The 14507-nt window shown below is 64.4% G+C and carries 15 protein-coding genes; 12 read left to right on the top strand and 3 right to left on the bottom strand.

Going from position 1 to position 14507, the window contains the following annotated elements; all coding sequences use genetic code 11:
• The first annotated feature begins 48 nt into the window (after nucleotides 1-48).
• From AWB65_RS24180 to AWB65_RS24205, 6 genes are read left to right on the top strand one after another with little or no spacing between them, the layout of a single operon-like run.
• Complete coding sequence (locus AWB65_RS24180; RefSeq protein WP_087669550.1) at nucleotides 49-1014, top strand: AAA family ATPase; 966 nt, start codon at nucleotides 49-51, stop codon at nucleotides 1012-1014.
• A gap of 12 nt (nucleotides 1015-1026) precedes the next feature.
• Nucleotides 1027-1977, top strand: a complete 951-nt coding sequence (locus tag AWB65_RS24185) for a DUF58 domain-containing protein (RefSeq protein ID WP_087669551.1) — start codon at nucleotides 1027-1029, stop codon at nucleotides 1975-1977.
• The gene (locus tag AWB65_RS24190; protein ID WP_087669552.1) at nucleotides 1974-2459 is read left to right on the top strand and encodes a DUF4381 domain-containing protein; all 486 of its coding nucleotides are present in this window, start codon (nucleotides 1974-1976) and stop codon (nucleotides 2457-2459) included. Before AWB65_RS24185 ends, AWB65_RS24190 begins: the two co-directional genes overlap by 4 nt.
• Nucleotides 2446-3477 carry a vWA domain-containing protein gene (locus AWB65_RS24195; protein ID WP_087669553.1) on the top strand — a complete coding sequence of 344 codons (1032 nt, stop codon included), beginning with the start codon at nucleotides 2446-2448 and terminating at the stop codon, nucleotides 3475-3477. The genes AWB65_RS24190 and AWB65_RS24195 overlap by 14 nt, the downstream gene beginning before the upstream one ends.
• Complete coding sequence (locus AWB65_RS24200; protein ID WP_087669554.1) at nucleotides 3467-5047, top strand: vWA domain-containing protein; 1581 nt, start codon at nucleotides 3467-3469, stop codon at nucleotides 5045-5047. The genes AWB65_RS24195 and AWB65_RS24200 overlap by 11 nt, the downstream gene beginning before the upstream one ends.
• Nucleotides 5044-6378 carry a BatD family protein gene (locus AWB65_RS24205; protein WP_087669555.1) on the top strand — a complete coding sequence of 445 codons (1335 nt, stop codon included), beginning with the start codon at nucleotides 5044-5046 and terminating at the stop codon, nucleotides 6376-6378. Before AWB65_RS24200 ends, AWB65_RS24205 begins: the two co-directional genes overlap by 4 nt.
• An 8-nt stretch (nucleotides 6379-6386) precedes the next feature.
• Here AWB65_RS24205 and AWB65_RS24210 read toward each other — a convergent pair whose 3' ends face one another.
• Nucleotides 6387-7259, bottom strand: coding sequence for an endonuclease/exonuclease/phosphatase family protein (locus tag AWB65_RS24210; RefSeq protein WP_087669556.1), 873 nt, complete (start codon nucleotides 7257-7259; stop codon nucleotides 6387-6389).
• A 169-nt stretch (nucleotides 7260-7428) separates the two neighbouring features.
• Between AWB65_RS24210 and AWB65_RS24215 the strand changes: the two genes are divergently transcribed.
• Nucleotides 7429-8415, top strand: coding sequence for a sulfonate ABC transporter substrate-binding protein (locus tag AWB65_RS24215; RefSeq protein WP_087669557.1), 987 nt, complete (start codon nucleotides 7429-7431; stop codon nucleotides 8413-8415).
• A 94-nt stretch (nucleotides 8416-8509) separates the two neighbouring features.
• Nucleotides 8510-9337, top strand: a complete 828-nt coding sequence (gene xth, locus AWB65_RS24220; protein WP_087669558.1) for an exodeoxyribonuclease III — start codon at nucleotides 8510-8512, stop codon at nucleotides 9335-9337.
• 4 nt (nucleotides 9338-9341) lie between these two features.
• Here xth and AWB65_RS24225 read toward each other — a convergent pair whose 3' ends face one another.
• Nucleotides 9342-9650, bottom strand: coding sequence for a high-potential iron-sulfur protein (locus AWB65_RS24225; RefSeq protein ID WP_087669559.1), 309 nt, complete (start codon nucleotides 9648-9650; stop codon nucleotides 9342-9344).
• A gap of 215 nt (nucleotides 9651-9865) precedes the next feature.
• Here AWB65_RS24225 and AWB65_RS37650 point away from each other — a divergent pair, with 215 nt between their 5' ends.
• The 4 genes from AWB65_RS37650 (at nucleotide 9866) to AWB65_RS37045 (ending at nucleotide 13326) form a co-directional block, all read left to right on the top strand.
• Nucleotides 9866-9997, top strand: coding sequence for a hypothetical protein (locus AWB65_RS37650; protein WP_268808261.1), 132 nt, complete (start codon nucleotides 9866-9868; stop codon nucleotides 9995-9997).
• A gap of 282 nt (nucleotides 9998-10279) precedes the next feature.
• Entirely contained in the window at nucleotides 10280-11638 is a 1359-nt protein-coding gene (locus AWB65_RS24230; protein ID WP_087669560.1) for an Nramp family divalent metal transporter, read from the top strand.
• A gap of 393 nt (nucleotides 11639-12031) precedes the next feature.
• A complete protein-coding gene (locus AWB65_RS37040) occupies nucleotides 12032-12673 on the top strand; it encodes a glycosyltransferase family 32 protein (protein WP_235007739.1) in 642 nt (213 codons plus the stop codon).
• Complete coding sequence (locus AWB65_RS37045) at nucleotides 12670-13326, top strand: class I SAM-dependent methyltransferase (RefSeq protein WP_235007740.1); 657 nt, start codon at nucleotides 12670-12672, stop codon at nucleotides 13324-13326. The genes AWB65_RS37040 and AWB65_RS37045 overlap by 4 nt, the downstream gene beginning before the upstream one ends.
• A 58-nt stretch (nucleotides 13327-13384) precedes the next feature.
• Here AWB65_RS37045 and AWB65_RS24240 read toward each other — a convergent pair whose 3' ends face one another.
• Nucleotides 13385-14314, bottom strand: a complete 930-nt coding sequence (locus AWB65_RS24240) for a LysR family transcriptional regulator (RefSeq protein WP_087669561.1) — start codon at nucleotides 14312-14314, stop codon at nucleotides 13385-13387.
• Nucleotides 14315-14507: the final 193 nt, after the last annotated feature.

A 14507-nucleotide genomic window follows, 5' to 3' on the forward strand; every position in this document is an offset into this window, starting at 1 on the left:
CGTTCGACATCCGGCAATTCACGTAAAACTCACCGGCTAAACGAGACCATGCGCGAAACCATCCTGCGCTTCGAGGCGAGTATCGGCGAGGCGGTCGTGGGGCAAGAAGCGGTCGTTCGGCAAATCCTGATTGCGCTTCTCGCAGACGGGCACGTCCTGCTGGAAAGCCTGCCGGGCCTCGCGAAGACGCGCACGGTCAAGGCCATCGCGAAGCGCCTCGCCGCGACGATGAAGCGCATCCAGTTCACGCCCGATCTCCTTCCCTCCGACATCACCGGCGCCGAGACGCTATTGCAATCGGGCACGGAACATACGCTCGCATTCCAGCCGGGACCGATTTTCGGCAATCTGATTCTCGCGGACGAAATCAATCGCGCACCCGCGAAAGTGCAATCCGCATTGCTCGAAGCGATGGAAGAGCGGCAAATATCGGTGGCGGGAAAAACGCATCCGATGCCGGATCTCTTTCTCGTGATGGCGACGCAAAATCCCATCGAGCAGGAAGGGACTTATCCGCTTCCCGAAGCGCAAATGGACCGGTTTCTTTTCAAGGTGCTGATCACGTATCCGTCGCCGCAAAGCGAGCGCGACATGTTGCGCATGCTGCGCCGCGAAAGCGATGCCAAGAGCGCGCCCGCCGCCATCGAGACGCTTTCGCAGGAAGACGTGTTCGCGGTGCGGCGCGCGGTGCAGCAGATCGGCGTGGCGCCTGCGATCGACGAATACATCGTCTCGCTCGTGAACGCGACGCGCCACGGCGCCAAACTCGATGCCGATCTCGGCAAGTGGATCGAGATCGGCGCGAGCCCGCGCGGCGCCATCGGGCTGGATCGCGCAAGCCGCGTCGCCGCGTGGTTGCAGGACCGCGACTTCGTCACGCCCGACGACGTGCGCGCCGTCATCCATCCGGTGCTGCGGCATCGGCTGATCCTCTCCTACGATGCCAACGCCGACAACATCAGCGCCGACCAGGTGATCGACCGGCTGGTGGAGAAGGTCGCGGTGCCGGCCTGAACGGGGACGGTCATGGACGAAGCGATCGGCCGCGTCTACGTCGATGCCGCGCATCTCGCGAAACTCGAATTCCGCGCGCGCGGCCTGAGTTTCGTCGCGCCGCATCCGCTGTCAAGCATTTTGTCGGGCAAACACGCGTCGCGTCTGCGCGGGCGGGGCCTGAACTTCGAGGAAATCCGCGGCTATCTTCCCGGCGACGATATCCGCCACATCGACTGGAAAGTGTCGATGCGGCTCGGCAAGGCGCACGTGCGCGTCTACACCGAGGAGCGCGACCGGCCGCTGCTCGTGGTCGTCGATCAGCGCATGAGCATGTTCTTCGGATCGCGGCGCGCGTTCAAGTCGGTGGTCGCGGCGGAAGCGGCGGCGCTCGCCGTGTGGATGGCGTTCGCGGCGGGCGACCGCGTCGGCGGCGTGATCTTCGACGACAGCGCCGTCGTGCCCGTGAAGCCGTTGCGCAGCCGCAGCCGCATCAGGATGCTGTTCGGCGCGATCGGCCGGATGAACGCAGCGCTCCACGCCGACAGCACCGCGCGCACGAACTACGCGCAACTGAACGCCGCGCTCGAAGGCGTGCTGCAACTGGCGGCGCACGATCACCTGATTTTCGTCGTCAGCGATTTCGCCGGCGCAGACGAGCGCACGCGGCAGCTTCTGCGCGAACTGTCGGCGCATAACGACGTGGTCGCGTCGATGGTTTTCGATCCGCTCTGGCAGCGCATGCCGGAGCATCGCGCGTTAGTGGTGAGCGAAGGGCGTTTGCAGGTCGAATTGCGGATCGAGCACGAGCGCGTAAGGGAGCCGCTCGCGAGCCTGTTCAAAGGGCGAAGCGCTGAAGTGGCCGAGCTGCTGCGCGCGAGCGGCGTGCCGCTTATGGCGCTATCGACCGCCGAGCCGACGATTGATCAGGTGCGGCGGCTCTTTGGCGAACGCCCACGCGCGGCGACGGAGAGCGGCATATGACCGCGCTTGCGTCGCTTCAGGAGTTGCCGTTGCCAGACGCGGTGTCATACGCGCCGCAGACGATCGGCTGGGCGGTCGTCGCGCTTGTGCTTCTGGCGTTGGCGCTTTTCAGTGCGTGGTTTGCCTTGCGGCGGCACGAGAAGCAGCGATATCGACGCGTGGCGCTGGAAGAATTAAAGCGTATCGAAGCGCAAGTAAAGCGTGAAGATGAACGCAGCGCCGCACTCGCCGCCATTGCGCCGCTCATCAAGCGGACTGCGCTTGCAGTCGCGCCGCGCGAGCGCGTCGCGTCGCTGACGGGCGGCGAGTGGCTCGCGTTCCTTACCAGCACGCGCGGATATTTCGATGCCCGCACCGGCGCGCTGCTCGCGCTGGTGAGCTACGCGCCCGCGGAGCGCATCGCCGCGATCTCGCCACAAGATGCCGACGCGCTGATCTCGCACACGCGCGACTGGATCGCCCACCATCATGTGGAAGTTTGATCTCCCGTCGCTGTTCCTCCTTCTGCCGCTGCCCGCGCTCGTCTGGTGGCTCGCGCCCGCGTACCGGACGACGGCCCCGGCCGTGCGCATGCCGTTCTTCCAGGAAATGGCCGATGCCGCCGGCGAAAAGCCCGCGCCCGGAGGCGTGCGCCTGCGCCGCAACTGGCTGCAGCGTCTTCTGATGCCGCTCATCTGGACGCTGCTCGTGATCGCGGCGGCGAAACCCGTGTACGTCGAAGCGCCGATCACCCGCGACGAACCCGCGCGTGACCTGATGCTTGCGATCGATCTGTCGCAGTCGATGAGCGCGCGCGACTTCGTCAGCGCCGCGAGCGGCGAGCGCATGGACCGGCTGACGGCGGTGCGGCGTGTGGTGGCGGATTTCATCGCGAAACGCAAGAGCGACCGCATCGGTCTGATCGTGTTTGGCGAGGCCGCGTATCCGCAGGCGCCGCTCACACTCGATCACGACAGCGTGCTGATCCTGCTCGACCAGATGCAGATCGGCATGGCGGGGCCGCGCACGGCGATCGGCGATGCGATCGGCCTCGCGGTCAAGCTGATGGACAAGACGCCCGCGCTCGAAAAAGTGCTGATCCTCCTCACCGACGGCAACGACACCAGCAGCGCGATCCCGCCGCAGCGCGCGGCCGAGATCGCGAAGGATCACCGGATCGTCGTGCATACGATCGGCATCGGCGATCCGGCCACGACCGGCGAGGACAAGGTCGATCTCGACGCGCTGGAACGCATCGCCAAAACGACCGGCGGGCGCTCGTTTCATGCGCTTGGGGCACAGGAAGACCTGGCCGCCGTCTACACCACGCTCGATAAAATCACGCCCGGCACGGTGAAGCGCGAGGTCTACCGGCCGCAGCGCGATTTCTTCTGGATTCCGCTCGCCGTCGCTCTGGGCTTGCTGACGGCGTATCACGTGCTGGCGCTGTTGATCGCGATGGCCCGCGCCCCGCGACGCCGCCTACACGCCGAAATAAACGAGGTCACGCATGGAAATTGACCTCACCGCGTTTCACTTCCTGCGGCCCGCGTGGCTGTGGCTCCTCGTTCCTGCGATCCTGCTGCCGGTCTGCTGGTTTCGCCGCAACGATGTGCGCTCGCGCTGGCGCAACATCATCGCGCCGGAGCTGCTGGAGCATTTGATCGTCGGCGGGAAGGCGCGGCGCGGCATGCAGCCGGTGCATACGCTCGCGCTCCTGATCGGGCTCGGCGCTGTCGCCGTCGCCGGGCCGACATGGCAGCAGGAGCGGCCGCCGTTCAATCAGGACAAGGCGCCGCTCGTCGTCGTGCTGGAACTCGCGCGATCGATGGACGCGACCGACGTCGCGCCGACGCGCATCGAGCGCGCGAAGCAGAAAGTGCTCGACCTCGCGAACGCCCGCAAGGGCGCGCGCACGGGGCTGGTCGTGTTCGCGTCGACGGCGCATCTCGTCGTGCCGCCGACCGAGGACCCCGCGATGCTCTCGCTCTACGTTCCGGCGCTTTCTCCTTCGCTGATGCCGCGCGACGGAAAGAATGCGGCAGCGGGCCTGGACGTTGCCGAGCGCGTATTGGCGCACGATCCGGCGGCGGGCACGATCGTTTTTATCAGCGACGGCTTCGACGAAAGCGGCACCGATGCGTTCGTGCAAAAGGCGAAGCAGTCGCGGCATCAGCTTTTGTGGCTCGCGGTCGGCACCGCGAACGGCGGCCCGATTCGCGGCGCGGACGGCGCGATCGTGATGGATGCCGAGGGCCGCCCGCTCACCGGCGCCTTCGATGCCAACGCGATCCGCAAGATCACGCACGCCGCCGATATCCCGCTCGCGAGCCTGCGCGCGGACGATGACGACATCGCGTGGGTCGAGCGCCGCGCGCAGACTTATCTGGCCGAAGCCGAGGAATCGAAGATCGTGCCGCGGTGGAAGGAGGCCGGCTACTGGCTCGTGTTCGCGCTGATCGCGGTCGCGCTGTGGTGTTTCCGGCGCGGGTGGACGGTCAAGTGGCTGCCGGCCGTGCTGCTGTCGCTCGCGTTCTCCGCCGCGCCGCGCGAGGCGCATGCGGCCGGCTGGAACTGGATCGACCTTTTCGCGACGCACGATCAGCAGGGCCGCTGGCACTTCGAGCGCGGCGACTTCAAGACGGCGTCGCAACGCTTCGATGATCCGATGTGGAAAGGCCGCGCGCAGTATCTCGCGGGCGATTATCAGGGTGCGCTGGAGAGCTTTTCGCGGCTGAAGACGGCGCAGGCGGATTTCTACATCGGCAACACGCTCGCGCATCTGAAGGACTACGCGGGCGCCATGCTCGCGTACGACAACGCTGTCAAGCAGCAGGGCAATTTCCCGCAGGCAGTGGCGAATCGCGACTTGATGCGGCAGCTATTGATCGCCGAGCAGGAAAAACCCGAAGAGGGTGAACAAGCCGATCAGCCCGATCAAACCAGGGCCGACAAGCAAGACAAGGGCGGGCAGAAAATGCTCGTGCACGACCAGCGTCCCGCCGAGAATATCTGGATGCGCAATCTCAACACGTCGCCGGCGGCGTTTTTGCATCAGCGCTTTGCGCAGGAAGCGGGAGCGGCGCCATGATGTCGCGCGTGTTGCTGATCGTGATTCTGCTCATCGCACGCTGCGCCTTCGCGGACGAGGCGCCCCGGACGATGATTCGCGCGCATCTCGATCCGCCGGGGCCGGTGATCGCGGGGACGGAGGTGAAGCTCGTCGTCGATGCGCTCACGACTACGTGGTTCACCGGCGCTCCCGACTGGCCGCTTTTCACCGTCGACGATGCGATCGTCAGTCTGCCGGACGAGCAGGCCGTGAATCTTTCCGAGACGATCGACGGCGTGAAGTGGTTCGGCGTGAGCCGCGCGTATCGCATCGTGCCGCGCGCGGCGAAATCGTTCGATATCGCGCCGTTCGCGCTCACCGTGTATCCGGGCGGCGGCGCGAGCGGTGGTCCCGTCAAGCTGACGACGCCGCGTCTTCACCTCACCGCGACGCTCCCGCCCGGCGCCGAAGGCATGACGACGTTCTTCCCGCTCGCGAAGCTGACCGCGACGCAGAAGATCGAGCCTGGAGAGACGCATCTTCGCGTCGGCGACACGATCACGCGCACGATCACGCAAACCGCGAGCGGCACCGAATCGATGCTGATTCCGCCGGTTGCCTTCGGCGATATCGACGGGCTCAGGCGCTATGCGAAAACCCCCGCGACACGCAACATCGTGCAGGATCGCGCGGGGCTTGTCGCGGGCGAGCGGACGGATGCGGTCACGTATGTCGTCAATCGCAGCGGGCGGTACACACTGCCCGCACTCACGATCGAGTGGTGGAATACCGCGACGCGAAAGCGCGAAACCATCGTGCTGCCAGCAATGAGTTTGGCCGCCGCCGCCGCGAAGGAGAAGCCGCTGTTCGAGATTCCCGCCGATGCGATGTCGAAGGCGAGCCACAAGATCATCTTCATCGATCGGGCGAGTGTCGCGTATGGCGTCGGGCTGCTGCTTGCGCTGCTGGCGATCGTCTGGAGTTATCCGAGGCTCGTCGGCTTGGGCGGTTCGCTCAAGCAGCGTGTCGAAGACACTCGGCGCCGGTACGTGCAAGGCGCGGCGCCCGCATGGCGGGCACTCTGCGTGGCAGGACGCTCGGGCGCGACGCGGCGAATCATCCCGGCGTTGTATCGATGGATGGACAAGCGCCAGGCGTTCGGCCGACCGGCGCGCGTGCAGAACCTCGCGAACGAAGGCGAAGATGCCGCCCTTGGAAAGCTTGCCGCTTTTGTTGCCGCGGACTATGCGAACCGTCCCGCCGAGACAGCGATTGACTGGAAAGAAGTCGAACGCGAACTGAAACGAGCGGCGCGACGCCACGCGCATCTTCGTAAAAATCCGCCGCTCCCGCCGCTGAACGAACGCTAGAAACGCGCTCAGTTCAACTCGATCCAGATCGGCTGATGATCGGACGAGCGGCTCGTCTGATCGACTTCGCACCGCGCGACGCGCTTCGAAAGGTCCTCGGTGACGAACACGAAATCGCACGCGAACGGGCCGTCGGGCCACTGCTCGTGATCGTACAGACCGACCGTTGCGGCTCGCGGCGCATCGGGGTTGGCGAGCGTCCACGCGTCGACGAAGGAAGGCGCATCCGGCAACGGCTCCAGCATCCGTTGATACGCGTTCGCCCCGAACGCGCTGTTGAAATCGCCGCAGACGATTGCGCTCATCGGCCGCCCCGTGTCCGCGAACGGACTGTTCGGTTTCTCCGACTTCGCGGGTCGCCGCGCGTGATCGCACGCCTCGCGATGCAACTCACGCAGCCGCTCGACCTGCGCGAGCCGCTGCACCTCCGAGTAAAACTCCAGATGCGTGCTGACGACGCGCAACGGCCCCACATCCGTATCGATGATCGCTTCGAGCGCGACGCGCAGCATCGACGGCTTCGCGGGATCGGCGGGCCACGGCAGCGAATGCCGCAGCACCTTCCGCACAGGCAATCGACTCACGATCGCGTTGCCGAACTGGCGCCGTCCACGTCCGGTGCCGGTGGGCGGCAGATCGGCGCCGATCGCATCGAGCACGATCGCGCCCGGCATCAGCGCGGCGAGTTCGGCGAACTGATCGGCGCCCGGGCCGCCCGGCAAACCGCCGGCCGCGTCGCCCTGATGGAAGCCGCGCGTGACCTCCTGAAGGCAGAGGACGTCGAAATCGCACAGCGCTTTGGCCTCGTTCACCATGCGCGCGAGATCGACGCGGCCGTCCACGCCGCGTCCCCATTGAATGTTCCAGTCGACGAGTCGCATGTCGCCCTCCTTCGGATGTGCTTCCGGCGAGTCTACCGCTGCCGTTCCTAAATCTGCTGGCGCGACAAGCAAAGCTGAAAAACTTGGTTCGCGACGGGTATGCGGCATTACTAGAATCTGACGTCCCAGCGTCCTTACGGATGCTTTGCAACGCTATCGAGAACCGCACATGTCCGACTATTCCTCCGACGAGAAACACGCCGCCAGCGCCAACCGCCGCATGCTGCTCAAAGGCGCGGGCGCACTCGCCGCTTCGCTCGTCCTGCCCGCCGCCGCGTTCGCCCAGGGCGACGCGAAAACGCTGCGCATCGGCTATCAGAAGTACGGCAACTTCGTCGTTCTGAAAGCGCGCGGCACGCTCGAAAAGCGGCTCGCCCCGCAGGGCGTCACGGTGCAGTGGCTCGAATTCCCGGCCGGGCCGCAGTTGCTCGAAGGGCTGAATGCGGGCGCCGTCGATGTCGGCACGGTCGGCGAGACGCCGCCGATCTTCGCGCAGGCGGCGGGCGTCGATTTCGTCTATATCGGCAACGAGCCGCCCGCGCCGCATGGCGAGGCGGTCGTCGTGCCCGAGAAGTCGCCGATCAAGACTGTCGCCGAACTGCGCGGCAAGAAGGTTGCGTTCAACAAGGGCTCGAACGTCCACTATCTGCTGGTGAAAGCGCTGCAGCAGGCAAAGCTCACCTACGCCGACATCCAGCCCGTCTACCTCGCTCCCGCCGATGCCCGCGCCGCCTTCGTGCAGGGCAGCGTCGATGCGTGGGTGATCTGGGACCCGTATCTCGCCGCGATCGAGCGGCAGGCGAACGCGCGCGTCATCGCGAACGGCGAGGGGCTTGTGCGCAACACACAGTATTACCTCTCGGCGCGCAAGTTCGCGACCGCCCAGCCGCAGTTGCTGCGCGAGCTGCTCGCGGAACTCGACAGCGTCGACAAATGGGGCCGCGACAACGTGCCGGAAGTCGCGCGGCTGTTGTCGCCGCTCGTCGGTCTCGAAGCGCCGACGCTCGAAGTTGCGCTGAAACGCACCGCGTACGGCGTGCAGCCGGTGACAGCGGAGACGCTCGCCTACCAGCAGCAGATTGCCGATACGTTCAACGAGCTGAAGCTGATCCCGAAAAAACTCGTCGTCAGCGACGCGCGCTGGGTGACCGCGTAGCGTAAAGCCCGAGCCTCGTCTGCCGCATGCGGGCGTTTCCGTACTGTAATTGCTCGGTATCGCGATTCGCCCGGAACAGGACGCCAGAGAGGCCATGCTCAAGATCGCCACGTTCAACATCAACGGCATCCGTTCGCGGCTGCCCGCGCTTCTTGCATGGCTCGACAAGGAGGCGCCCGATATCGCGTGCCTCCAGGAGCTGAAGGCGCCCGACGCGGCGTTTCCCATCGACGAGATCCGCAACGCCGGTTATGGCGCGATCTGGCACGGACAGACGTCGTGGAACGGCGTCGCGATCCTGGCGAAGGGGATGGAGCCGATCGAAACGCGGCGCGGCCTGCCCGGCGACCCGGGTGATACGCACAGCCGTTATCTCGAAGCGGCGGCGCACGGCGTGCTTGTGGGCTGCCTCTATCTGCCAAACGGCAATCCGCAGCCGGGCCCGAAATTCGACTACAAGCTCGCGTGGTTCGAGCGCCTCATCAAATACGCGGCGAAGCTGCACGACAACGGCCATCCGGTCGTGCTCGCGGGCGACTACAACGTCGTGCCGACCGACGAGGACATCTACAACCCGAAGTCGTGGCTCAAGGACGCGCTGCTCCAGCCGGAGAGCCGCGAGGCGTATCGGCGGCTGCTCGACCAGGGCTGGCTCGATGCGCTGCGCGCGCGTCATCCGGACGAGCGCATCTACACGTTCTGGGACTATTTCCGCCAGCACTGGCAGAAGAATTCGGGGCTGCGCATCGACCATGTGCTGCTCAATCCGGCGCTCGCGCCGCGTCTCGCGGATGCGGGCGTCGACCGCTGGGTGCGCGACCTGCCGCACGCGAGCGATCACGCGCCGACCTGGATCGAACTCGACATGAGCGAGAAGAAAAAGCCCGCAACGCGTGCGCGGCGCGCGAAACCGGCGGCTTGAGCCTTCACATGTTCGTGTAGGAGCCGCACCAGCCGCGCGCGGCGACCTGCTTGGTGCCGAAGAGCGTGCAGCCGCCCCACGCGTCGGTGGATTTGCCCTGGAAGAGCGAGCAGTTGCTGCAATCCTGGCCGGCTCCGTAGTTCGGAAATTTGGCTTTATCGACCTTTTTTGCGTCTTCCTTGTAGCCGACTTCGACGGCGGCGGGATCGGATTCGCTGAGCTTCGGGCCGTCGGCGAGGGCGGCGCGGGAGAGCAGCAGCGACGACCCCGCACCGATGCCGAGGATCATAAAAGTGCGACGGGACGGGTTCATGGCGGGGATGGTTGTTGTTTGTGGGAAGCACGGTCGGCCGAAAAGCCCGATGCCGCGCTATCCAACGATACGCCGCTCGGGAGAATCCGGCAGAAATTGCTGAATAGCTGCTGTGACGCACTCAAGTCTTCGATACACCTGCCGTAAATGTGCTCAGTAACTGATGAATCATTTGTGTCTGGTAAGGCACAGACTCTCGAACAAGGAGCATGCACATGGCAGCAATGGACTGGATGATCGCAGGAATCGACCTCATGGGAATCGTCGGCATGACGATGGTGATGAGCGTTATGGCACGCCGTAGCATCGACACGGCAGCGGTGGAATTGCGGCGGCACGGGCATTAAGCGGCTGAAAGTAGTGGAAGAACCGAAGTAAATCCGGCGCGGGGCGAAGTGCCGAAAAAAACCCGCCACGCCCCCGTCGTAATCTGAATTTGGTTTGCCGTTGCGCACCTTCGCCGGCGAACAACGCACATCTACCGCCAAAAGCGGCCCCTCAACGATGTGCGGACGCACCCACCCGCCAGCCGATCAACGCGCTTGGTATGAAGAATCCCGCTTGAATCTTATGGGCGCGCGGAGCATATTTTGTCGTGACCAACCGCCTGCGTGGTGGAGCGCCAACCGATGCCCGACGTCCGACAGCCCGCTGTTTCGCAGCCCGCGTGGAGGCATGCGCGTCCCGAGGATGAATTCCGGCACAGTCTGCCGGAAGTGTATTCGTCCGTAGCCGTGCCCTCCGGCGGCCTGTGGCTGCGGCGCTTTCTCGCGTTCGCGGGGCCGGGCTACATGATCTCGGTCGGCTATATGGACCCGGGCAACTGGGCGACCGATCTCGCCGGCGGGTCACGCTTCGGCTATACGCTCCTCGCTGTCATCCTGCTGTCGAACCTGATGGCGATCCTGCTCCAGGCGCTTGCCGTGCGGCTCGGCATCGCGACCGGGCGCGACCTCGCGCAGGCATGCCGCGACCATTACTCGAAGCCGGTGAACTACGCGCTGTGGCTCGCGTGCGAACTGGCGATCATCGCGTGCGATCTCGCTGAAGTGATCGGCACGGCGATCGCGTTGCAATTGCTGTTCGGCATTCCGCTGATCGCGGGCGCGCTGATCACCGCGCTCGATGCCTTCCTGCTACTGCTCCTGATGAACCGCGGCTTTCGCTTTCTCGAAGCGTTCGTGATCGCGCTCCTGATCGTGATCGCGGTGTGCTTTGCCGTGCAGATCGTCGCGGCCGCGCCGCCGATGGCCGCCGTGCTGCGCGGCTTCATTCCGTCGCCTGCGATCGTGACGAATCCCGAGATGCTGTACGTGGCGATCGGCATCATTGGCGCGACGGTGATGCCGCACAACCTCTATCTGCATTCGTCCGTCGTGCAGACGCGCGCCTACGAACCGAGCGAAGCCGGACGCCGCGACGCGATCCGCTGGGCCACCGCCGACAGCACCATCGCGCTAATGCTCGCGCTCTTCATCAACGCGGCGATCCTGATCGTCGCGGCGACGGTGTTTCATGCGAGCGGGCATACCGAGGTCGCTGAAATCGGCGACGCGTACCGGTTGTTGTCGCCGTTGCTCGGCTTGGGGATCGCGTCGACGCTCTTCGCCCTCGCGCTGCTCGCCTCCGGCCTCAACTCGACAGTGACCGCGACGCTCGCCGGGCAGATCGTCATGGAGGGCTTTCTCAGGCTGCGCATTCCGAACTGGGCGCGGCGGCTGATCACGCGCGGGATCGCGATCGTGCCGGTGATCGTCGTCACGGCGCTTTATGGTGAGAAGGGCACGGCGCAACTGCTCGTGCTGAGCCAGGTCGTGCTGTCGATGCAACTGCCGTTCGCCATCATCCCGCTCGTGCGGTTCGTCTCCGACAAGCGGAAGATGGGCGTTTTCGTCGTGCCCGTCTGGGTGACGATTATCGCGTGGCTCGTCGCGGGCATTATCGTCGTGCTCAATATCAAATTGCTTGTCGATACGTTGATGGGTTGAGCGCGCGATCGCTTCACAGCGGGGGTTCGCTGTTGCTGATAATCCGGGGCGACGCGCTTGGCGGCTCTTTTTCGTGAACGCAGTCCAATACGGCTCAGGCGCAATCAGCGTGAATGCTCCCGGTGACGAGTAACAGATGACGCTTGTCGTTTCCCGATCTGACTCGCGCTGGACACGGATTCCAACATCGGCAGTGTTTTTCGGCGACACGCTTAAAGGGCTGCATTCAAGCGCCAAACCTCTACCCGGCCATTCCCCCGAATTACGCCCGATTTCCCGCCTTGTTCCGTCCATCGCCACCAGGCGCCGTCCCGTAATCTAGCAACCAATCCAGGTGGCGCACCCGCCGCCCGCGTAAAAAACCGCCAAAGAACACTCAGACACTGCGAAAAAATGATTCCGAAGGTAATCCACATCATCTGGATCGGCGATGAAAGCAAGCGTCCCGACAACTGCATCGACACCTGGCGTCAAATGAACCCGGGCTTCGAAGTGCGCCTGTGGCAAAACGCCGACTTGCAAGCGCATCGCTGGCCGAACGCGCCGCAAATGGCCGAAATGTGGCCGAGGGAACTCAACGGCGTCGCTGACCTGATGCGCTGGCAGATCCTCTACTGGTTCGGCGGCTTTTCCGTCGATGCCGACAGCATTTGCGTCCGTCCGCTCGAAGAGAGTTTCTTCGACTGCAGCCTTTTCACCTGCTGGGAAAACGAACTCGCGACGCCCGGGCTGATGGCCGCCGGCTACGTCGCCTCGCGGCCACGGCATCCGCTCTTTCGCGCGATGGTCGAAAACCTCGCAAGGCAGCCGACCGTGTGCAACGACGCCGCATGGATCACCGTCGGCCCGGTGAAATTCACGCAGGCCGTGCTTGCATTCAAGCCAAGCGATCTCACCGTGTTCCCGAGCCACTACTTCATTCCGCGCCACCACACCGGACAGACCTACACCGGCAGCGGCCCCGTCTATGCGAAGCAATACTGGGGAAGCACCTTCAAACTCTACGACGAACTTCACGCAGCCAATCTCACATGAACCAGCTCGCCATTCCGCCAATTCAGCCCGCGCACAGCCTGCTCGAGCAACTGCATGACCCGTACTTCACGCAGAAGGTGCCCGTTTCCCGTCAACTGGTGGGCATGGATCGCGTATCGGCGCTCGTGCAGTTGTGCGCCGGACGACGCGTGCTGCACGTCGGCTGCGTCGATTCGCCGATTTTCGATCCCGCGAACAATCTTCACCTGCAACTGCTGCGCTCGGGACAGTGCGCGCGGCTCGTCGGCGTGGATCTGGACGCGGCCGGCATCGCCGAGCTCGGCAAGCATTGCGATCAGCCGCTCTACACGACGCTCGCCGATGTCAACGAACCGTTCGACGTCGTGTTGGTGCCGGAAGTGATCGAGCACGTCGGGAATCTGGCGATGTTCCTGGAAGAACTCGACCGCATCGATTTCACGAGCATCATCATCACGGTGCCGGACGCGGTGCAGTGCCATACCAACCACTTCGACTTCTCCGAGCGCGACGAGATGTTCGTCGAGGTGGTGCACCCTGACCATAACTACTGGTTCTCGCCGTACACGCTGCTCAACGTGGTGAAGAAGTACACGTCGTGGCATCCGAAGGGCATGTTCTTCTTCAACAAGATCTCGCTGTTGATGATCGCTTCGAAGCGGGCGCCGGAATAAAAGCGCCTTGACCCGACGCCGCGCCGCGCGTCCGTGCGGCGCGCGGCGCGCGGGCGCATCACGCCATCCGTTCGCCTGCCGCAGTCCGCAATTCCAGCGCGACAAAATCGACGAACGCGCGAATCCGGTTCGACATCTGATGCCGTTGCGAATAGACCGCAAAGATATCGGCGTTGGGCGTGTCGTATTCGGGCAGCACCGCGACAAGCTGGCCATCCTCCAGATACTGCCTGATGTCCCATTCGGCGCGCATCAGGATTCCGTGACCTTCGAGCGCCCATTTCACCGCGATCTCGCCGTCGTTCGTCGTGAGGTTCCCGCCGATCCGGACCGCCTCCGTCTTGCGCGACGCGCCTCGTCCGGTCGTCAGCCGCCACACGCCATACGCTTCATCCCCCTGCCGGATACCAATGCAGTTGTGCTTCGTGAGATCGTGCGCCGTTGCGGGCATTCCGCGCTTCGAAATGTAGGCAGGCGACGCACACAGCAGCCGCCGATTCGGCGCCAGCCGACGTGCGATCACGCGCGTATCGGGTGGCTCGCCAAAGCGGATGCAGACGTCGAACGCGTCGTCTGTCAACGGTGGCGGCGTCACCGATAGCTGAAGCTGAACCGACACCTGCGGAAACTTCGCGACGAAGCGCGAAATCGCGGGCGCAACGTGACTGCGGCCAAAGCCGAGCGTCGCGTTCACGCGCAGCAATCCTTTTGGACTCCGTTTCGCGCTCCCCAACAGCTCGGCCAGCTCATCGATTTCGTCGAGGATGCGCCGCGCGTGTTCGAGATACAGCTCGCCCTCGGGCGTGAGCATCATCCGGCGTGTCGTGCGGTTGACGAACGCGACGCCCGCGCGGCTCTCCATCTGCGTCAGACGCTTGCTCACGGCGGCGGGCGTCAGCCCCAGTTCCCGCGCCGCCGCGCTCAGACTTTCCGCTGCGGCCAGCGTCGAAAAGAAGCTCAAATCGGACGGTTGGACGGTTTCGTGCATGCCAGGACTTGTAACTTGAAGTTAAAGACGCTTTAAGTCTAGCACCGGTTTCTACCCACGAAAGCTATGTAAAGTTCGCTCACACCACACAACAGTTGGAGACGAAAGACATGAACACGTATCGCATCGCAACTATCCCTGGCGACGGCATCGGCAAGGAAGTCGTTCCCGCAGGCCAGCAAGTGCTCGAAGC

The organism is Caballeronia humi (assembly GCF_001544475.1).
Lineage (GTDB): Bacteria > Pseudomonadota > Gammaproteobacteria > Burkholderiales > Burkholderiaceae > Caballeronia > Caballeronia humi.

Coding starts and splice junctions, on each gene's coding strand:
- AWB65_RS24180 (WP_087669550.1), top strand. CDS start 49: ATGCGCGAAACCATCCTGCGCTTCGAGGCGAGTATCGGCGAGGCGGTC.
- AWB65_RS24185 (WP_087669551.1), top strand. CDS start 1,027: ATGGACGAAGCGATCGGCCGCGTCTACGTCGATGCCGCGCATCTCGCG.
- AWB65_RS24190 (WP_087669552.1), top strand. CDS start 1,974: ATGACCGCGCTTGCGTCGCTTCAGGAGTTGCCGTTGCCAGACGCGGTG.
- AWB65_RS24195 (WP_087669553.1), top strand. CDS start 2,446: ATGTGGAAGTTTGATCTCCCGTCGCTGTTCCTCCTTCTGCCGCTGCCC.
- AWB65_RS24200 (WP_087669554.1), top strand. CDS start 3,467: ATGGAAATTGACCTCACCGCGTTTCACTTCCTGCGGCCCGCGTGGCTG.
- AWB65_RS24205 (WP_087669555.1), top strand. CDS start 5,044: ATGATGTCGCGCGTGTTGCTGATCGTGATTCTGCTCATCGCACGCTGC.
- AWB65_RS24210 (WP_087669556.1), bottom strand. CDS start 7,259: ATGCGACTCGTCGACTGGAACATTCAATGGGGACGCGGCGTGGACGGC.
- AWB65_RS24215 (WP_087669557.1), top strand. CDS start 7,429: ATGTCCGACTATTCCTCCGACGAGAAACACGCCGCCAGCGCCAACCGC.
- xth (WP_087669558.1), top strand. CDS start 8,510: ATGCTCAAGATCGCCACGTTCAACATCAACGGCATCCGTTCGCGGCTG.
- AWB65_RS24225 (WP_087669559.1), bottom strand. CDS start 9,650: ATGAACCCGTCCCGTCGCACTTTTATGATCCTCGGCATCGGTGCGGGG.
- AWB65_RS37650 (WP_268808261.1), top strand. CDS start 9,866: ATGGCAGCAATGGACTGGATGATCGCAGGAATCGACCTCATGGGAATC.
- AWB65_RS24230 (WP_087669560.1), top strand. CDS start 10,280: ATGCCCGACGTCCGACAGCCCGCTGTTTCGCAGCCCGCGTGGAGGCAT.
- AWB65_RS37040 (WP_235007739.1), top strand. CDS start 12,032: ATGATTCCGAAGGTAATCCACATCATCTGGATCGGCGATGAAAGCAAG.
- AWB65_RS37045 (WP_235007740.1), top strand. CDS start 12,670: ATGAACCAGCTCGCCATTCCGCCAATTCAGCCCGCGCACAGCCTGCTC.
- AWB65_RS24240 (WP_087669561.1), bottom strand. CDS start 14,314: ATGCACGAAACCGTCCAACCGTCCGATTTGAGCTTCTTTTCGACGCTG.